This is a genomic window from Paenibacillus rhizoryzae (assembly GCF_059686995.1).
Genome location: NZ_JCAALT010000002.1, coordinates 253,713 through 272,032 on the forward strand (window position 1 = coordinate 253,713; position 18,320 = coordinate 272,032).

The following is an 18,320-nucleotide window of genomic DNA, read 5'->3' on the forward strand; positions in this document are numbered from 1 at the left end:
TAGTATGGGTTACATATCATCGATAAGTCGATCTAATGCTTCACGGTCAGCTTGTTGCTTGACAATGGCCTTCATCATTAGCTCTTCCAGCTCTTCAATGGTTTCGCCGGCGATGATCTCGCCATTCACGAGACCAAATGGAGCCAAATAACATTCGCCGCAATTGCCCAGGCATCCGTACTCGATGACATCATAATCCGGATTTTCCTCTAGCTTTTTCATGAGTCGGTCGGTGCCATGGTGCATATTGCTAGCACAAAATTCAATCATAGTTTTTAACATTTTTATTCGTTCACCTAGCCTTGAGTGGTTGATATCCATTTTCAATTGCTCTGCTTTGTACTATAATAGGGGAGAAAGGAGTGGATTGCAATGAGTGAAAATGCACAAAGCACAATGTACGATGAAGTTTTGGATGTTCTTGACAAGCTGCGCCCGTTCTTGCAGCGCGACGGCGGCGACGTTGAACTCGTCGACGTAGAGGACGGCATCGTGAAACTTCGTTTGGTGGGTGCTTGCGGCAGCTGCCCAAGCTCGACAATTACACTTAAAGCAGGGATTGAACGCGCTCTGCTTGAAGAAGTCGAAGGCGTACAAGAGGTTATGCAAGTATTCTAATCTCTTAACCTCTTCACCCATTATTTACAATAAAGAGTCTTGCCAGTATCCAGCCTGTTAGGCGGTTATGGCAAGACTCTTTTGTTTTAGTTGGATGAAGTTTTAATGGAGGTTTTGATCGGATCAAAGCCGCCGGTGACATCGACGATGTTCCCTGTCAAATAATCCGATTGCGGTAAACATAAGAACGTAATGACGCGGGCGACATCCTCTCCGCTTCCGGGACGCCCTCTCGGCGACTCGTCATCTTGCTCCCCGGCAACCTCTGCGATTGTCCGCTCCTTGTTCACGCCGCGTATATCGCCCGGGCAAACCATGTGAACCGTAATGCCGTTGCCTGCTTCTTCGACAGCGAGCGTCTTCGTAAAGGACACAAGACCCGTCTTAGCCGACGCGTAGACGGCCCTGTGAGGCCATGCGCGGCCTTCTCCGGCATGACCGAAGCCAAAGTGAATGATTCGTCCCCACTGCCGATTGCGCATCCCTGCGAGCAAATGGTGATCGAGCAGCATCACGCCAAGTAAATTGCCGTTGACTAAGCCAATCACTTCTTCTGCGGTATAATCCGCGAACAAGCGTCGCTCTCGAATGAATGGGCCCGCGTTATTGATCAGAATATCAATGCTGCCGGTTTGCGACCAAGCCTGCGCTTCTGCCGCCAAGCGCGCTACGTCGCCTTGAACGGCGATGTCAGCACCGATAGCGGTTGCACGCACGCTGAATTGCTGCGTGATTTCCTCTGCGAGCTGGAGCGCCTCCCGCTCGCTTGATTTATAGTTCAGCACGATGTCGCAGCCCATTTGAGCGAGCGAGATGGCTGTCATTTTGCCTAAACCCTTTGCACTGCCTGTAATTAAAGCCGTTCGTCCTTTCAGCTCCATGGGCACCCTCCCAAGTTCCGATCATTTTCTCATCTGGCGATAAGCATGGTGAAAGGTCAGCTTAAGTGTGTCCAGCACCATATCCATCATTTCATCCAGATCACTCATTTGCTGAGTAATATTCTCCAGTTGGTGCGGGTCCGAATATGAATCATGGCTTTGTCTTAAATCATCCTGCATTTCCGAATTCATGAAATGGATCTCCGTATTCCGCCGTTTGCGGATTCGGTTCATCGTCGGCTTCGTAAGCTCCTTGAGCTCGTAAAGAGGCAGCGCAAGCTCTGAATGCGCGTTCCGCTGCACCATCGTACGCAAGACGGTAAAATACGAGAAATGAGGCTTAACGCGTTCCGTTTGCAAGCCCAGATAGTCGTTCATCAGCGTCCCCAGCTTATCCAGCAGCGAGAACAGCCGGATGAAGGCGTTCTTGTCAAAATACACGTAGCGGTGATAGTTCATCTGCTCTTCCGGCGACATATCCGAATAGGAAGCGGATGTAATCATGGCGCTGAATTTGCGGGCTGCATATTGACTTTGCTCAAGCTCATCCAGCGAAGAAATAAGACCAAGCGTGTAAATTTCGTATTTGCGAAGTTTGTGATTCTCATCATGACTCTGCTCAATCAGCTTATGAAGCGCTGCAGCGTACTGCTCCATCGCCTGCACGGTTTCAAGCATCTTTCCATCCAAGACACGCGGCGGTTCACCAAACAGCATTCTAAGCATTAGGCAGTCCTCCCGAAGTTACAACTTGTCTTCTTAGAAATGCATTATCCCCGTCATTCGCGCCACTTCCACGCACGAATCATAAAGTCGCACAGTATCCCGAACAAGATCGATATGATGATATTGTGCAGTATGCTTGTGAACACAAACCAATCTTCATTGCCGATCGTCTCCGTAAGCAACGCACCGCTCAATACTTGGCTGACGACAAGCACGAATGCAAGCACTGCCGTACTGCGAAGCGCTTGGTTGCTGCTTGCGACCCGCTTCACATGTACCATTAACCATGTAATCAAAACAAACAGCAATGCAGCAGCAACGCGGTGAATGAAGACGTACCGTGTGGCACCCTCCATATCAGGAACAAGGTCGCCGTTGCAAAGCGGCCATCCAATACAGCCGCCGGCTGAATCCGTATGCCTAATGAAGGCACCTAAGTAAATAACGAAATAGCTGTAAATAAGTATAGCCAATGACAAGTAAAACACGGATTGCGGTACGCGAGCGGCAGGCTTGTCCGTCAGCTCGCCTCTCTTCATCCTCCCTGTCCATAAGAGGAGAAGCATCGTAAACATAAACGCCATAATGGAGAACCCGAAGTGAAGAGCCAGAACGGCAGGCGTCGTCGGCCATACGACCGCAGCAGCGCCGAGCAAAGCCTGCAACAGGGTGAAAAAACCTGAGCCTGACGCATAAATAATCGGCTCTTTGTAATTGCGGTACCACTTCAGCGTTGCAATAAATGTTGCAAGCACAAGCAAGCCGATGCCGCCGCTAATCAATCGATGCGAATATTCGATTAACGATTCGATCGTATACGCCGGTATAAATTTGCCGTTACAAAGCGGCCAATCCGTTCCACAGCCGCGACCGGAGTCTGTATTCGTCACAAGCGCGCCGGCAATCAACACCAAAAACATCCCTATGCACGTTACAATAGCAAGTGCACGATATCGGTTAGAATTCAACATGTCCACCTAACTTCCGGAAAGAATCACCTCCAATTATAACGAACTATGATGGCAAATACCATGTTCAAACTGTGAACACAGGCAGCCCTCACTCCAAGGCAGAAAAGCCCGCTCTGCGCCGATTTGGACACATCGCGGGCTTCCCGGACCCGGGGTTTCGTTATGAACTTGGAAGTGCTTCGGCCACTTGTACGGCACGATCCAGGAACTGCTCAATTTCCTCTCGAGACTTGCGAAGCTTGCTCACGAAACGAACTAGCTCCTGCCCTTTCTTGAACGCGATAAAGCTTGGAATGCCGAGAATGTTCAGTTCGCTGCAAAGATCCGGCAAATCATCGCGGTCAATTTGCAGAAATTGAATGCGGTCCCCATAGCTGCTCTCGATTTCCGGCATAAATGGCTCAATATAATGGCAATCCTTGCACCAGGTCGTCTTGAAAACAGCAACCGTTACGAGATCTTCGCGGATAACGGCATCTCGAAAAGCTTGTTCCGTTGTAATCATCTGCATAGTCATTCCGTACTCCTTTCAAAGTTAAAGCCTTCATTACTCATCGCCTTCGAAACTTCAAGCAAACTACAAACTAACTGTTATAGCTCGCGCGAAATGATCAGATAGTCATCTTCATAGTCGTCTGAACTCCATTGCAGCGTTCCGCCGAGTGCCTTCGCGAAATCGCGTGCCGGCACATAGGTGACACCATTGATGACCGTTGGCGGAAAGCTCCAAGTCACGTCCTTACCGTTTACTTTAACACTCCCGCTGCCCGTTTTCATCCCTAGCGTTGAGCCGGTGGCATCATCGTATACAACTAGTGTGCCTGCTTCCTTCCGAATACTTGCATGCCATCCATTAACGGTTTGGCGAAGCGGAATCAGCGTTATGCCGTCAGGCGTTATAATCGGCGGATTCGCACTGTACTCGGCATACATCCTGATTGTTTGTTTATTCATATGCCCTTGGTCGCGGAGGAGGCTGTATAAGACGGAATCCGGCTCGAGTGTGCGCAGCACCTCGTAACCCTCCATCTCCATCAGTCGCTCGCCATCGATCGAAAGCCGAGGTGCAACCGGCTTATCCGGAGTCACGCTGCCGTTCACATTCCAGCGATCCGATGTCACTTTGAGCCATATGCCTTCTATTGGAGCGGACTTTTCCAGCTCTCCAATATGAACGTCAGCAAACATTTCCTCTCCGTTATCAGCTCCGACTGCTGACTCTGCAGCTTCCTGATCTGCCTTATCAGCCGCTTCTAAAGCTGCAAGATCCGGTTTAATCGATGCCTCGATCACCGACTTGCGAATATCGAGCTTGCTGTCTATAAACAGATCGCCTTTCACATACGTGTCTTTGGTAAAGATCTGATTGAGCTGCTCTTGTTCGTTCATCTCCGTCTTTGCGATTTCATCCTTCAGTTCTGTGAGCATTTCCACTACACTGTCGGTCGCTTCCTGAACGCTCTCCCCATCGATCTCTTCATCTGGCAGCGAACCGAATACGCTCTCTGCACCGGTAGATTTCAGGGCTTCACTTTGACTTTGAACGAGCTCAAGCATTTGGGTGAGCATTTCTTTCAGCCCTGCTTTGTCACTAAGGAGCGCTTCAACGTAGGATTTGGCCCAATCCCACAGCTCTAGGCCTGTCAGCTCCGCATGAATGTTCATGCCGCTCACGGTTTCGCCGGCGACCTGCGCTTGCCCGACATTGACGGATAGATGCTTCGGATTCGGCAAATTGTGAATGGCGTAGTCGCCTGCGACATCCATCATCTGCTTAACGGTTTCCGTCAGCTGCGATTCCATACCCGTATCAGGTTCAGCTTTGTCCGCCGGAACAGCCGGATTAGTTAGGTTAGCCATATGTACTACAATCGGATGTTTTGCCCCTTCAAGGTCAATCACCGTTAGCTTGTCATCCATCTGAGCGTTAAATGCAATGGACTTCTCCCCTAGCGACAACTTACCCGTAACGGACATGGCACCGGCCTGTGCCATCATCACATGATCAAGCTGCAGCTTGATCGAAGACAGCAAGTCAAGCACGGCCTTCTCTTCGCCCGTAGCATCCTCCAGCGCATTTTCCTTCAACAGCAGCTTGAACTCCACCGTCTGACTGCCTTCATACGAGGTAACCTTCAAAGACTGCTTCAGCATGGCATTGAAATCCACGCCGCCTAGAGCCTGACATCCGGCCATAACCAATACGAGAAGCGATAATAGCAGCAAGCATGAATTTCTCCACAACCTAGGCCACTTCTTCAATAAAAAAACTCCTCTCCAAGGTAAAAAAGACTAAGGTCAATTTTACCATGAAGAGGAAGTTGTGGGAATAACAATCCAGCGGCTTAGGAACGCGACGCTACTCGCATCAGCGGGTTTAACAGCTTGCGCAGCGGACCTGGGAACTGCCTTACATCTTCGGCCTTCACGACACGGAGCAGCACAAGCAGCGCGACATAAAGTCCGAACGAAATGCCTCCTGCAGCGATGCAGGAAATCAAAAAGGTCAGTTTAGCCGGGATGCCGCTGATATAGTGCCTGCATAAATAATCGATGAGCCAGCCTATCCCGGATGCCGCAACAATCGTAATGGCATAGCCAGTCCAACGCTGTCCGAGAATAGAGAGCGTAATTTCCTTGCGGATCGCGCGGAAATTGAGCGATGCGATTGTCATAAAGCAGATCGTGGATGACAGGATCAAACCGTAAACACCCATGAACGGCGCCAGAGCCAGGCTCGTCGCAACCTTCACGACGATACCGATCAAGGCATGGCGCATCGGCATGTGCGGCTTGTTCATGCTCGTTAGAATGGTATTGCTCGTCATCATCGTAATTTGGAAAATCGTGCCTGCCGTCAGAGCTGCAATAGCCAAGCTACCGCCCGTACTAGCAAAGAGCAAGCCGTTAATTGACGTAGCGGCGATAGTCATAATGAGCGCAACAGGCACGCCTGTAAAGACTACGATACGCATAACGAGTGATGCCTGACGCTCCACCTCCGTCATATTACGCACCGAATACGCGGCGGATATGACCGGAATCATCGACTGGCTTAGCGCTATCGCCAGAATCGGGGGAATGCCTGCCAGTGCCTGCGCCTTTAACCCAAGCCAATCCAGCGTTTGACGCGCGTCGGCGACGTTGTAATACCCGTGCGTCAGCTTCATGAATAACGAGGAGTCAAAGGCATAAATAAACTGCACCGTCATCGAGGTAATGACGATCGGCACTGATATTCGGAACATTTCCTTATAGATCTTCTTGAATGAAAGCGATGTACGACCCGGCTGAGCAGCCGAGCTCGACCCCGCCACAGGAGCCGCGGCTTTCTCAAGCGCATCATGTCTGCGCAGCTTCCTTGCGTAATACAGCATCACGCAGAAAGCGCCCAGACTGCCGAACACGCTGCCGAATGTCACTGCAGCGGCAACCCAGCTCTGTCCCCAGCCCCAAGCCAGTACGATATAAGCTAGTCCGATCCCCGTAATAACACGAAGAACCTGCTCGATGATTTGAGAGATGCCCCCGGCTGCCATAAGCTGACGACCTTGGAAGTAGCCTCGCATCATCGCAATGATCGGGAAGAACAGCAGTGCAGGTGCGATGGCGCGAACAGCCAGATCAGCGCCCGGATTCTCAGCGATATGCGTCGCATAGAACGGCGCAAACACAATGAGCAGCACCGTGATCACTACACCGGTAATCGAACCGAATAAGAGCGCCGCTTTGTAGATCCGCTTCGCATCATCCGGACGCCCCTGTGCGTAACGCTCCGAGACCATTTTGCTGATTGCGCTTGGGATGCCTCCGGTTGCTACTATAAGAAGCATTAAATAAATATTATTAGCGACGGTAAAGTAACCGCCGCCTTGACTGTCTGTCATATAATCCAGCGGAATACGCTGGAAGATCCCAAGAAACCGGGCGACCAGCGCTGCCGCTGCGAGGATGATAGTCCCTTTGATTAAAGAATCTTTTTTAACCATTTGTTCTCCTGACCGCAAACATTATTTCGCTTTAATAACTTCAAGCGGTTGATGGTGACCACGGACCGGCGCTGCCGCATTCGATGGCGCTGCCCAGCGGATCCCGTTCTTGATGACTTGAAGAACATTTTCGTTGTAGTATGTTGGGTACGTCTCGTGACCGGGACGGAAGTAGAACACTTTACCTTGGCCGCGGTGCCATGTGCAGCCGCTGCGGAATACTTCGCCGCCTTCGAACCAGCTGACGAATACCAGATCATCCGGCTGCGGAATGTCGAAGTGCTCGCCGTACATTTCTTCGCGCTCCATTTCGAAATACTCCGGAATGCCTGCTGCGATCGGGTGAGCCGGGTTCACCGTCCAAATGCGCTCTTTCTCATCCGCTTCGCGCCATTTCAGGTCGCAGCCTGTACCCATAAGCTTCTTGAAGATCTTGGAGAAGTGACCGGAGTGAAGCACGATCAGCCCCATGCCATTCATAACGCGTTTATGTACACGCTCAACGATCTCGTCTTCTACTTTATCGTGAGCCATGTGGCCCCACCAGATCAGAACGTCTGTATTCGCTAGCACTTCCTCAGTCAAACCGTGCTCAGGCTGTTCCAATGTAGCTGTCGCTACTTCGAAACCATCCGTGCCGATACCTGCTTTAATAGCTTGGTGAATCCCATCCGGATAAACCTTAATAACGGCCTCATTCGTTTTCTCATGCATAAACTCATTCCATACTGTAACTTTAATCAACTTCGTCTGCCTCCTCTAATTAGATCCAAATGAAAAAAATAATAATCATAGCCGCTTGCATAATAAATTTGGCGACCATGCTGGAAAACAACCCAACCACCGCACCAAGTCCCGCTTTGAGAGCCTTGTCCACTTTCGCGCCGGTAAACAGCTCACCGATTACTGCGCCGAGCAGCGGTCCAAGAATAATACCAAAGGCCGGAATGACGAATGGACCGACGATCAGTCCGATCGTACTGCCAATAACCGAGGCTCTGGAGCCTCCATACTTCTTGACGCCCCAAGCACTGACGGCATAATCCGCTATGAACAGCGCAATGACAATCAACGACTGGATCGTCCAGAACCAGAACCCAAACGGAGAGAACGAGATAAAGAAGCCATAAACGAAGAATGCCGCGTAGATCGCAAGCGCACCCGGCAGAATCGGATAAATGGCTCCGGCCATACCAATCACAAACAAGATGATAACTAAGATCCAACCGGCTATCTCCATGCTGTACTCATCCCCTCAGCACATAGTCCTGAATCACGCGCGCAACCGCATCCTCATTATGATGCACCGTTACGATATCCGCCGCTGCCTTGACCTCATCCTGCGCATTGCCCATCGCAACACCTAAACCGACCGCTCGAATCATTGCGATATCGTTTAAGCTGTCGCCCATCGCCGCTACTTGCGACATGTCGATGCCAAGCAGCGTGCACAGTTCACGAATGGCAGAAGCCTTCGATACCCCTTCCGGATTCATCTCCAGATTCCACGGCGAGGAATTCGTAATCTCCAGCCCGCCCCAGCTTGAAGTCTCTCTCAGAATGGCTTCGCGCGTCGCCGCGTCCTCGGTATGATAACCGAATTTCAGCCAATGATGGTTCTCATAATCGCCGGCTGGGTCGATCCACTGTTCCTTATTGTAGATGCCCATTGTGGAATAGGCCCAATACCAGCATTCCGGATACTTCAATGCTTCCTGATGAAGCCGCTTCAACGTAGATGCCGACATCAAGGTACGTTTATGAAGCACATGCGGACGTTTCCAAATTTCCCCACCGTTCACCGTAATCATCGGTGTATCCAATTTCAGCTGCTCTGCATAAGGCAGCGCGCTCGGAAAGCCTCGTCCGGTCGCAAAACAAACGGTAACGCCGGCATCCAGCGCTTTGTGAATCCATTTCGCATTCTCACTGCTAATCTCTTGCCGATCGTTAAGCAATGTTCCATCCATATCGAGTGCGACTAGCTTGATTGTTCCCATGAAGCCCTCCCTATAAAACGAACTGCAGCTGCTGCAAGCGATCAATGTACCAATTTTAGCACATTCTGAACAGAATCCAAACCTGCCCTGTAGGCGGCGGCAATCGCATTTGGAACCTTTTCTAATTATAGTGAGTCCTGCACGTAAACGCGTTATACAATCTTGTGCTATTTGTGTTGCATCTTGCTGTTATATCCCCAGAAGTGTACCGGTTAGCAATAAAATAGCATAAAGCAGGCGGCGAATGGCGGCGTGCTTCTTGGAACGGCGCATATGGATCCCCCCTTGCGGTAATGGATGGCATCCTTTCATGTTTTATCTTATGCAAAAATGTTTCTCTCGTGCAACTTGATGAGCACATAAAAAGGGCTGTCCCGGAAGCCAGATTGACTTCGGGACAACCCCTTATATTCGTAAGGAACAGCAACATTATGGAGTTGTATTCGTCTTGCCATTCTGCGCAGTCGTGCCAGCCGGAGTCCCGGTGGTACCTGTAGTTCCGGTGGTTCCCGTCGTCGGTGGCGCCGCCGGCACCTTCGGCTTCTTCGGCACACCGTTCAAGCCGATCGCATCGTCGTACGCGTCGAGCATCTTACGCGCAACCGGAGCCGCTCCAAACGCACCGAAGCCGCCTTCCGGAATAACAACGGCTACCGCAATGACCGGATCTTCTGCAGGAGCAGACGCGATAAACACGGAGTTCTCCACCGTCGCTCCGCTTACCTGCTGCTGGGATGTTCCTGTTTTGCGGAGCACCTTGTACGGCGCGTTGTTGAACTCGGTCACGCTAACATTCAGCATCCCCTTCTCAATTTCATCCCAGTATTTGTCGGGGAAGTTGATCGTATTGAGCACTTCAGGCTGGAAGTTCTGCACAACCTTGCCATCGGCATCGCGGATTTCTTTTACAAACTGCGGTTTCATCCGTTTGCCGTGGCTCGCAAGCGTTGCTGCGTACTGTGCGAGCTGCAGCGTCGTATAACGCCCCATTTGGCCAAAGGAGGCCAGAATAAGCGCGGACTGCACGCTGGCAGCCTCTTTCTCATGGAAGTAACCGATAACGCCTCTGCTCTCGTTGTGGAGCCCGCTCTCCGTATTTACGCCAAGTCCGAATTGCTTCACATAGGAATCCCAGATTTCTACGCCGTCCTTCGGATTCTTGCGGTAAAGGGCATCCCCGACCATTTGAGCCATGAAGGGGTTAGAGGAATGGGAAATCGCCGATGCCGGATCCAATCTTCCGTACACATGCCCTTTGGCATTCCCGATCCGCCGACGTGTCGAGCCTGCTCTTCCGTAGTAGAAGGAGCCTGTATCCGTATAAGATGTAGTCGTCGTAAACAGCTTCTCATTCAAACCGATCAGAACCGACAGCGGTTTCTGCGTCGAGCCTAAGAAGACAACCGAAGACGGATGCTTGCGCTGCTCCTTCGGATCACTGTATGGGCCGATGACCGAACTGATCGTACCGTTCTGCAGCACGTACTGGATGCTGTCATAATCATCCTTGCTGATCGTGCCGCCTTCCCAGATATTCGGATCGTAATCCGGCATACTGGCCATCGCAATGATTTTACCGGTCTTTACTTCCATCGCTACCGCATAACCGGTTTTCGCATTATCTTCATGCCGTTCACGATCCGGCGTAGTCTGCAGAAAATGAAGCTGATCCATAATCGCTTGTTCCGTTACTTCCTGAACGTGGCGGTTGATGGTCAGATACACGTTGTCGCCTTTATCCGGCTTCGTAATGACCGGCGGTCCGATAACACGGCTTGCAGCATTAACCGGATACGTCTTCAATCCGTTCTTGCCCCGCAGCACATCCTGGAACATATACTCCAGTCCGTCGTAGCCGACATCCTCCTGCTGCAAATATTTCAGGCGAGGATCGTCGGTTTTGGCGCGGTCCTTATACAGATTGTTCTCTGCGCCGCCGCCGAATTTCTTCAAATAGCCGACCAGTTGGACGGCAAACTTGCTCGTATCGTAATGACGAATGCTTTCCTCAACGATATCGATCCCCGGATACAAGTCGCGGTTCTCCATGAAATAGGCGATCTCTTGCTGAGTCAGCCCGCTCTTGATGCGCCTAGGGACGGTAACCGTATTTTTCTTGTAATCCAAGTCCATATTTTTAATAATTTGTTCTAATGTCACCGCGGTCTTCGCATTGCCGTATTTCTGAAAAACTTCAAACAGCTTCTGGGCCATTGCGATAGAATCTGCTTTCTTCGTTCCCGGCTCAATGCTGTAGTGGAGCGACTGCGTTGAAGTGGAATAAGCAATCGGCGCACCGCCCGAATCATAAATATTGCCGCGAATCGGCGGGATTAGGACATCCTTCGAGCCCCTCTTCTCTTCTTCCTCACGAAGAGAGGGCCCTTCTACAAACTGCAAAATAGCTAACCGAACAATAAGTACACTGAACACAAAAAACGTAGCAAAAAAGAATAAGTTCAACCGAAACGAAAAATTTCGCCGGTTCACAATCTCCCGCTTCTGCGGATCATCCTGCACCACTATAAATCTCCTTTCTACACGGTCAAGTTTCCCTTATATGCGTGCTCGAGAACCCAGCCGGGTTAAACCAATCGCCTGAGGAGGCCCATGTTGCGTCTAGCGGTATCCAAGCCCCGCTGCTTGCCAAACGCACTTCATTCCACGCATGGGGTCCATAACTACCGTTACCCGTTGCGCCGAGTCCTGTAACTACCCGCACATCAAGCCCCACTGAACGCGCCATCACAGCATACAATCTAGCCACATCTATACAGACGCCTTTTCGGGTATCAAAAGTTTCAGTTGGCGTTTGTTCTTTCCAAACCCCTTGCTCTACATAATTATTGGCTTTATCCCAGTCATATGCAATTCGCGAGCCAATCCAGTCATAGAGTGCCCGCGCTTTCGCCTCGTCATTATTCGAATGCTTCGTCACTTCTGCCGCAGCTGCCTCGATGTTGGCAGGAACCGCTGCATCGATGACCTCATATTTGCGCTGCAGCACACGGCGAAACTCAGCCTGGACCGCATCGGTAATGACCGGTCCCCGCTTCAACACATCGCCGGCCACCGGGTCCAGCAGCTCCGCGGCTGTCTTATTGTAAATTGCCGAAGCCCGAATTGCATCCGCACCTAATGCATGAGGAGCAAGCGTAACATACACAAACAACACAGCAATGACAAGAAACGCTCTTCCGCCGCCAAGCAGCGCGCCGATTAATGCCCCGGTTGTCCTACTCGCTGTTCCCGAGAGCTTGCCGTAAGCGGAATTTCGGCTGCTCCGACTCACCCTTTCCGCATGGTTCGCCGGCTGTATCAGCGCATCATAGAGCATGTAGCATAGCGGCTCAAGCAGGCGAAGCAAATAGCGGACAAGCGAATAAAGCACCAGAAACAGCACGCCGAATCGCAGCAGCTCAAAATCCCGCAAGCTGGTTACTATCGTGTACCATAATTCTTTCACTGCACTGAGCTCTTCCTTCGGCACGATAATGTGCCTGGCCTCCAGCCAATCACGGACTACCGGAGATAGCCGCGAAGCACCTCTACCGGCAAGCACAAGTGCAATTACGACCGAAACTGCTTGCCAAATAAAAAAGAAAAGGTGCTTCGCGGATCCCGACGCACCTCTTCTCATGCCTTGAATGAATGAGCCAAGCAGGATAATCAGCACCATGAGCGCAACCGGTTCCGGTTTCATTAAGGGAGCGACCCAAGCATTCATGATGAAGCCTCCTTCCTTTCGCCTAAACGCAATCAGGCTTGTCCTTCATACAGCCCTTGTCTAGACGTTCTTCTTTGCTTGATCAATTAAGGATTGAATTGTCGCATCGATCTTCCAGGTGCCAAGCGACGTACCGCGGAAGGCCACTTTCACTTCTTTCTCGCCCGGCGTGCCGTTAAGCTCCAGGTTCTTCGTCTTCACCGTAAACGTTCCGTCACTGTTCGTTGTAAACGTAGCATCCTGCGCTTCGCCGGCCATCGCCGAGATCGCCTCTTGCTTCACGCTGTCCGCTACCTTCGTACCGAGCTCGGATCCGAGATTCTTCAATTCTTCAAGCGAATGTCCGCTATAAAATACGACGCCGGCAAGAATGGCCACAACGATCAGCCATTTCACGACGGTCTTTACAATACGAACGACGATGAACAGCACAACAAGCGCTATAACCAGAAATAGCCATTTGTCCTTGAAGAATTGTACATACGTGTCCAAATCATAGTTAAAATCCAAGCCCATCGATTGGTCTCCTCCATTATACCCGCCAAAAAGTCTACATACAAAACATTATAACCCATGACCCTACCAGCGTAAACCAAGTGGGCCTCCGAGACATATCACAGCCCGGCCAAGCGTACAAGTAGTAACATACTGTCCACATGGATATACCTGCGCGTTTATGCAAATCCGAAGGAGGATTCCCGTGAAAACTGCGATTTGGCTGTATTTGTTTCTGTTTGTGGCGTTCTTTGATTTACATGCGCAGTATCCCATCTTAACCCCATTTGCCGTGTCGATCGGCGCGGCGCCGTCCTTCATCGGACTGATGATGGGACTTTACTCCATCACCCATCTGCCGGGCAATCTCATAGCCGGCTATGGGGTCGACCGCTACGGCAGCCGATTGTTTATCGTCTTCAGCCTAGCCGCGGCAGGCGGCATCCTGCTGCTGCAAGCCATGGTGACGAATCCTTGGCAGCTGCTGGTCCTCCGTTCGATCAGCGGCTTCGTGCTCGCCTTTCTATCCCCTGCCTGCATGTCGCTGCTCGCGCGCATTGCCACAAGCCAAATCCGGCAGCGCAAGCTCATGGCCGGCAATGGCCTGGTGCATACCGTCGCATCGGTCATCTCGCCTGCGGTCGGCGCTTATCTCGTTGCGCAGATTGGCTTCACGACGGCTTTCAACGTGCTCGGCTGGATTCTTATTGTAACGGCTGTATGCGCACTGTTCTTCATTCGCGAATTGGCGCCTTTGAAAGCAACTACGCCGGAGTCCAAAGCGCTGGCAGCGCAAGCGAATGCCGAGGCGCTTGGCATGCGTGGAGGGAAAGAGGAGGCGCCGCCTCCCATTCCATGGCTAATCTTCATTCTGCCGATTGCGATGAGCTGCGCACAGGGCATCCTTTCCTTCGAGCTGCCGCTCATGTCGACCACGAAGGAAGGAATGATGACGACAGGGCTGCTGTTCTCCATTGTCAGCCTCGGCGCCTTGTTCACGTTAAGCATGTTGTTTCTCAACAAGCTATCGCCATTTCTACGCTCGCTGTGGGGAGCCTTCATGCTGGCACTCACTTATTTTGCCATCGCAGCCGGTGTCCCGCTTCCGTTCATGGTTCTGCTGCTATTCGTCGGCATGGCCAAAGGCGTCATATTCCCGGCGCTCTCCTCGCTCCTCATCGAACGAAGCGGCGGGACCCGATATGGCCGCATGTTCTCGATCTTATCCATCGCCTTCTCCATCGGCGCCTTCATGGGTCCGATGCTTGCCGGGCAGCTGCGCGAATTTATCTCGCCCTACTATATCGCTTTCCTCAGCCTCATGATCGCCGTTTGCGTGCTCCCGTTCTATGCTTCGCCTACGAAAGCCGGTGGATCAAGCTCCAGCGCCCATTTTTCCGGAACTGGGTAGTTGCACAGGGCTGTTATCACTCAGGGGCATACATTACAGTGTGGCAAGAGGCTAGAATGCTTTACTCAGTGAAGCAGAGCCCCAAACGCCCTGTTAGACATCATGCGAAAGAGGGGTGACATTCACAATGTCTCAATTCGTAGATGCTGAACGCGGAGGACATGGCCATCATGGCGCATTTACCTCAGCTGGTTCCATCCTGGTGCTTTTCATCCTGCTGGTCATTGTAATTTGCGGCTGTGGCGGTTGGTACTAATCCACACCTCCTAGATCACGGACATAACGGCTTGCCAATCGGCAAGCCGTTTTTCGTTTTTCAAGTTGGTATACAATATTATAAAATGGTGGAAAGAGGTGAGCACTGCGATGGATGATATCGCCATCATTGTAGAGGGCAAGAACGACAGAAGCCGGCTGCGCCGTGTGCTTGCGGAGGAGACTCCGATTTTCTGCACGATGGGCACCCCCGGTGTCAATCAAATCGAGAAGCTGCGCAGACAGGTCGGTGACCGTCACGCGTACATTTTCACCGATAATGATGCTTCCGGCAGACGAATCAGAGGCATGCTGCGGGATGCGTTCCCCGATGCGGACCATATCCATACGCGGCGCGGATTTCCCGGCGTGGAGAAGACGCCTGAGGAGTACTTAATCGAACAATTAGAAAAAGCGGGCCTCGAGGAATACATCGTGTATCCTGCTCAAGGCACCGCCATATGGAGTAAAGAAGATGGGTTCTAAGTTCTAAGTAGCCGATTTCTATAATTGCAAGAAGCTAAACGTTCAATACGAAGATCACAAGCGTAACAGTTACGATACTTAGTACGGTAGAAGCAAGCACGGCCTGCGAAGCAAATTCCTGCTCGTTGTCGAATTCCACTGCGAGCAGAACACTGGACAGTGAGGTCGGGACACTTGAGGATACAATGAGCGCCTGTGCCATCAGCCCTTCCAGTCCAAGCAGCCACACCACGACAAAGGCCAATAGCGGTCCGAGCAAAAGTCGCATGCTGCATGAGATCAGCACTTCCTTCACCATGAAGCTGTGAACGGAAAACTTCATACTCCCCAGCTGTACGCCAAGGGTAACCAGCGCCGTGCCGATAAACGCATTAGCCGAATAATCAAGCGGTACGGATAAAGCATGCGGGATCGGGATATGAAAGCCTCGCATCAGAAACCCGAGCGGGATCGCATAGATGACCGGCTGCTTGAGAATCGTCCGTATAATCTCTTTGCCGCTGATTCGATGCGCATTGACGCTGTAGATGCCGTAAGTGTTCGGCAGCAGCGCCTGCAGCATCATGATCAGCACTTGGATCGATAGCGTGTATGGATTAGAAGCGAACACAAGTTCATTAAGCGGTATGCCGTAGTTCGCGCTGTTATAGAACAGCACGCTGTTTCGCATCGCCCCGCGCCGCCCCCCGGCAATTCCCTTCAGCCGAATGACCGCTTCCACAGAAGCATACATAAGCCCCATAAAGACGACGAAGAACAGCAGGACGGTCATCGCCGATTTCAAGGTTACTTCCGTCGTATACAATAATTTAAAAATAATAGCCGGCGAAAATAAGTAAAAGTTCAGCTTGGATAAGGTTTTGATGTCCAAAGAAAAAACCCGATGCAGCGTGATGCCTATAGCAATCATGACTGACAACGGGATGATGTTGTTCCATAATATCGATAAGAATATGGCCATGCTACTCTTCAACCAATGCATCTATGACTTTAACGATCTTCTCCGGACTTTGCGTTTCGTCGATCGAGCCCGTTAAATATTTACGCACAACGCCTTTGCGGTCCACGAACGTGATCGTGTCCGTATGCGTGAATAGGTTTGTTGCCTCATCCTTGATAAGACCGAGTCCGAAGTCCTTCATCAGCTGCTTCGTCTGTTCCTCGCTGTCTTCGCGGAGGAACTTCCAGCCGCTCGTATCGATGTCAAACTTCCCGGCGAATTTCCGCATCGCCTCCGCCGTATCACGCTTCGGATCGAAGGTAATCGACATGAATTCTACGTCTTTGCCGAATGTTCCGCTCTCCTTGAGCTTATCCTGCACCTGCGTCATCAGATAAGTCGTCGGCGGGCAGATGTCCGGACAGTTGGCATAGAAGAAATAGATGACGCGTACTTTGCCGTCTGAATCATCAAGCGTTACTTGTTTGCCGTCCAAATCCGTCAGTTGAAAGTTCGGCGCCTTCAAATTCTGGTCTAAATTCGGCTTCGCTTCCTTCGATGACGAGAGATACAAGTAAAGTCCCATGACCAAACATAGCGCCAGCACAGCAATCGTAAATCCGTATTTGCGTACAATAGGCATGAATCGCCCTCCTAACCGATGCCGTTCGTATCGACGATCATGACTAGAAATACAATCATCAAATAGTTAATGGAAATAATGAAATTCGTTTTCGCCCACTTGTTGTTATCCTGTGCCTTCAGTCCGATCAAGGTATGTACCAGCCAGAGCACCCCGCCAAGAAGCGAAATGATGAGAAACGCATAACCAACGTAACCATAAGTGAAGAACAAAATTCCTGTTGGAATCAACAGCAGAATGTATGGGTTCATTTGCAGCTTCGTGCGATGAACGCCTTTGACGACCGGCAGCAAAGGAAAACCTGCCGCACGATATTCTTCCACCCGTCTAATCGCAAGCGACCAGAAATGAGCCGGCTGCCACAGAAACAGTAATGCGAACAACAGCCATGCGCCTTCATCTACAACGCCGGTTACCGCGCAGTAGCCGATTACCGGAGGCATCGCGCCTGAAACGCCGCCAATGGACGTGCTCCAAGTCGAAGTGCGCTTCAGCCACATGGTGTAAATAACGACGTACACGAAAAACCCAAGCAATCCAAGCCAGCCGCTAATCGGGTTCACCAAGGTGAACAGCACGGTAACGCCTGCAATCCCAAGTACGATACCGTACACCAAAACGTTGGTCGGACTCAGTCGATTGGTCGGAAGCGCGCGATTCTTCGTGCGTTCCATCTTCTTGTCCAGCTCACGATCCCAGTAATTATTAATGACACATGCCGAAGCCATCGTGAGTACCGATCCTATCAGCATGTAGAGCAGCAGCAACCAATCAATATCCCATTTGGAAGCGACCCAAAACCCGCCAAACCCCGCGAAAGCATTCAATCGTACCAGGTTCGGTTTTGTCAGGGCCACATATTCTTTAAACACAGCCAGTCTCCCCGCTTCCAATGCCTATGAGTGAAAATTAACCCATCTTTTTTGTTTTAAAATCGTTCTTTATCATACCGAAAAAACAAGCTGTTGACAATGTTCGCGGTTCTTGTTCATGAATTTGACACCTTATGGAACCATTTTGCCCATTTCTCAATACACTATCAATGTGGTCAATGGCCCACCGCAAGAAGAAACGGCTTTTCGCCATTCTTGTGGCGATGCAAGTTTCTTCCCTCAGCAATATAAGCAAAGTATGGCGAGTACGAATACTTGCTTATAGTTGATCGAAAGGAAGTGGAA

General features: G+C 51.0%; 20 protein-coding genes. 4 read left to right on the forward strand and 16 right to left on the reverse strand.

The window, feature by feature from the left end; genetic code table 11:
- Positions 1-9: 9 nt before the first annotated feature.
- Positions 10-282, reverse strand: a complete 273-nt coding sequence (locus AC6ESO_RS06445; RefSeq protein WP_090984765.1) for a YuzB family protein — start codon at positions 280-282, stop codon at positions 10-12.
- 90 nt (positions 283-372) lie between these two features.
- On the opposite strand from AC6ESO_RS06445, the gene AC6ESO_RS06450 reads away from it, so the two are divergent.
- Complete coding sequence (locus AC6ESO_RS06450; protein WP_090578360.1) at positions 373-618, forward strand: NifU family protein; 246 nt, start codon at positions 373-375, stop codon at positions 616-618.
- A gap of 86 nt (positions 619-704) precedes the next feature.
- Here AC6ESO_RS06450 and AC6ESO_RS06455 read toward each other — a convergent pair whose 3' ends face one another.
- The 12 genes from AC6ESO_RS06455 to AC6ESO_RS06510 form a co-directional block, all read right to left on the reverse strand.
- Positions 705-1,493 (reverse strand): SDR family oxidoreductase, encoded by a 789-nt coding sequence (locus AC6ESO_RS06455; protein ID WP_497091063.1) that lies wholly within the window; start codon positions 1,491-1,493, stop codon positions 705-707.
- Positions 1,494-1,520: 27 nt separating this feature from the next.
- A complete protein-coding gene (locus AC6ESO_RS06460) occupies positions 1,521-2,225 on the reverse strand; it encodes a Cthe_2314 family HEPN domain-containing protein (RefSeq protein ID WP_497090665.1) in 705 nt (234 codons plus the stop codon).
- 53 nt (positions 2,226-2,278) lie between these two features.
- Positions 2,279-3,196, reverse strand: coding sequence for a COX15/CtaA family protein (locus AC6ESO_RS06465; protein WP_497090666.1), 918 nt, complete (start codon positions 3,194-3,196; stop codon positions 2,279-2,281).
- A gap of 160 nt (positions 3,197-3,356) precedes the next feature.
- Positions 3,357-3,707, reverse strand: coding sequence for a thioredoxin family protein (locus AC6ESO_RS06470; protein WP_497091064.1), 351 nt, complete (start codon positions 3,705-3,707; stop codon positions 3,357-3,359).
- 80 nt (positions 3,708-3,787) lie between these two features.
- Positions 3,788-5,422 carry a copper amine oxidase N-terminal domain-containing protein gene (locus AC6ESO_RS06475; protein WP_497090667.1) on the reverse strand — a complete coding sequence of 545 codons (1,635 nt, stop codon included), beginning with the start codon at positions 5,420-5,422 and terminating at the stop codon, positions 3,788-3,790.
- Positions 5,423-5,541: 119 nt separating this feature from the next.
- On the reverse strand, positions 5,542-7,185 hold the full coding sequence (locus tag AC6ESO_RS06480) for a putative polysaccharide biosynthesis protein (RefSeq protein ID WP_497090668.1): 1,644 nt from the start codon (positions 7,183-7,185) through the stop codon (positions 5,542-5,544).
- Positions 7,186-7,206: 21 nt separating this feature from the next.
- Positions 7,207-7,929, reverse strand: a complete 723-nt coding sequence (locus AC6ESO_RS06485; protein ID WP_497090669.1) for a ThuA domain-containing protein — start codon at positions 7,927-7,929, stop codon at positions 7,207-7,209.
- Between the two features lie 19 nt (positions 7,930-7,948).
- Positions 7,949-8,425, reverse strand: coding sequence for a DUF456 family protein (locus tag AC6ESO_RS06490; RefSeq protein WP_494818383.1), 477 nt, complete (start codon positions 8,423-8,425; stop codon positions 7,949-7,951).
- Positions 8,426-8,432: 7 nt separating this feature from the next.
- Positions 8,433-9,185: a Cof-type HAD-IIB family hydrolase gene (locus AC6ESO_RS06495; protein ID WP_497090670.1), complete on the reverse strand. Its 753-nt coding sequence runs from the start codon at positions 9,183-9,185 to the stop codon at positions 8,433-8,435.
- A gap of 429 nt (positions 9,186-9,614) precedes the next feature.
- A complete protein-coding gene (locus tag AC6ESO_RS06500) occupies positions 9,615-11,708 on the reverse strand; it encodes a peptidoglycan D,D-transpeptidase FtsI family protein (protein WP_497090671.1) in 2,094 nt (697 codons plus the stop codon).
- 22 nt (positions 11,709-11,730) lie between these two features.
- Positions 11,731-12,912: a transglutaminase domain-containing protein gene (locus AC6ESO_RS06505; RefSeq protein WP_497090672.1), complete on the reverse strand. Its 1,182-nt coding sequence runs from the start codon at positions 12,910-12,912 to the stop codon at positions 11,731-11,733.
- A 60-nt stretch (positions 12,913-12,972) separates the two neighbouring features.
- On the reverse strand, positions 12,973-13,428 hold the full coding sequence (locus tag AC6ESO_RS06510; RefSeq protein WP_494818379.1) for a hypothetical protein: 456 nt from the start codon (positions 13,426-13,428) through the stop codon (positions 12,973-12,975).
- A gap of 184 nt (positions 13,429-13,612) precedes the next feature.
- On the opposite strand from AC6ESO_RS06510, the gene AC6ESO_RS06515 reads away from it, so the two are divergent.
- The 3 genes from AC6ESO_RS06515 (at position 13,613) to AC6ESO_RS06525 (ending at position 15,559) form a co-directional block, all read left to right on the forward strand.
- A complete protein-coding gene (locus AC6ESO_RS06515; RefSeq protein ID WP_497090673.1) occupies positions 13,613-14,818 on the forward strand; it encodes an MFS transporter in 1,206 nt (401 codons plus the stop codon).
- Positions 14,819-14,945: 127 nt separating this feature from the next.
- Positions 14,946-15,074, forward strand: a complete 129-nt coding sequence (locus AC6ESO_RS06520) for a hypothetical protein (RefSeq protein WP_494818377.1) — start codon at positions 14,946-14,948, stop codon at positions 15,072-15,074.
- Between the two features lie 110 nt (positions 15,075-15,184).
- Positions 15,185-15,559: a DNA primase gene (locus AC6ESO_RS06525; RefSeq protein WP_091221147.1), complete on the forward strand. Its 375-nt coding sequence runs from the start codon at positions 15,185-15,187 to the stop codon at positions 15,557-15,559.
- A gap of 34 nt (positions 15,560-15,593) precedes the next feature.
- On the opposite strand, the gene AC6ESO_RS06530 is transcribed toward AC6ESO_RS06525, so the two are convergent.
- Genes AC6ESO_RS06530 through cyoE form a run of 3 tightly spaced genes read right to left on the reverse strand, consistent with a single transcriptional unit; the run spans position 15,594 to position 18,014 of the window.
- The gene (locus tag AC6ESO_RS06530) at positions 15,594-16,520 is read right to left on the reverse strand and encodes an AEC family transporter (RefSeq protein ID WP_497090674.1); all 927 of its coding nucleotides are present in this window, start codon (positions 16,518-16,520) and stop codon (positions 15,594-15,596) included.
- Between the two features lies 1 nt (position 16,521).
- Positions 16,522-17,142 (reverse strand): SCO family protein, encoded by a 621-nt coding sequence (locus tag AC6ESO_RS06535; RefSeq protein ID WP_497090675.1) that lies wholly within the window; start codon positions 17,140-17,142, stop codon positions 16,522-16,524.
- Positions 17,143-17,153: 11 nt separating this feature from the next.
- Positions 17,154-18,014, reverse strand: coding sequence for a heme o synthase (cyoE, locus tag AC6ESO_RS06540; protein WP_494818374.1), 861 nt, complete (start codon positions 18,012-18,014; stop codon positions 17,154-17,156).
- Positions 18,015-18,320: the final 306 nt, after the last annotated feature.

What these genes read in the sequence shown, in the direction of transcription:
- AC6ESO_RS06450 (WP_090578360.1), top strand. Translation starts at nt 373, where the DNA reads ATGAGTGAAAATGCACAAAGCACAATGTACGATGAAGTTTTGGATGTT.
- AC6ESO_RS06525 (WP_091221147.1), top strand. Translation starts at nt 15,185, where the DNA reads ATGGATGATATCGCCATCATTGTAGAGGGCAAGAACGACAGAAGCCGG.
- AC6ESO_RS06465 (WP_497090666.1), bottom strand. Translation starts at nt 3,196, where the DNA reads ATGTTGAATTCTAACCGATATCGTGCACTTGCTATTGTAACGTGCATA.
- AC6ESO_RS06530 (WP_497090674.1), bottom strand. Translation starts at nt 16,520, where the DNA reads ATGGCCATATTCTTATCGATATTATGGAACAACATCATCCCGTTGTCA.
- AC6ESO_RS06480 (WP_497090668.1), bottom strand. Translation starts at nt 7,185, where the DNA reads ATGGTTAAAAAAGATTCTTTAATCAAAGGGACTATCATCCTCGCAGCG.
- AC6ESO_RS06495 (WP_497090670.1), bottom strand. Translation starts at nt 9,185, where the DNA reads ATGGGAACAATCAAGCTAGTCGCACTCGATATGGATGGAACATTGCTT.
- AC6ESO_RS06505 (WP_497090672.1), bottom strand. Translation starts at nt 12,912, where the DNA reads ATGAATGCTTGGGTCGCTCCCTTAATGAAACCGGAACCGGTTGCGCTC.
- AC6ESO_RS06470 (WP_497091064.1), bottom strand. Translation starts at nt 3,707, where the DNA reads ATGCAGATGATTACAACGGAACAAGCTTTTCGAGATGCCGTTATCCGC.
- AC6ESO_RS06490 (WP_494818383.1), bottom strand. Translation starts at nt 8,425, where the DNA reads ATGGAGATAGCCGGTTGGATCTTAGTTATCATCTTGTTTGTGATTGGT.
- AC6ESO_RS06510 (WP_494818379.1), bottom strand. Translation starts at nt 13,428, where the DNA reads ATGGGCTTGGATTTTAACTATGATTTGGACACGTATGTACAATTCTTC.
- AC6ESO_RS06535 (WP_497090675.1), bottom strand. Translation starts at nt 17,142, where the DNA reads ATGCCTATTGTACGCAAATACGGATTTACGATTGCTGTGCTGGCGCTA.
- AC6ESO_RS06445 (WP_090984765.1), bottom strand. Translation starts at nt 282, where the DNA reads ATGTTAAAAACTATGATTGAATTTTGTGCTAGCAATATGCACCATGGC.
- AC6ESO_RS06460 (WP_497090665.1), bottom strand. Translation starts at nt 2,225, where the DNA reads ATGCTTAGAATGCTGTTTGGTGAACCGCCGCGTGTCTTGGATGGAAAG.
- AC6ESO_RS06520 (WP_494818377.1), top strand. Translation starts at nt 14,946, where the DNA reads ATGTCTCAATTCGTAGATGCTGAACGCGGAGGACATGGCCATCATGGC.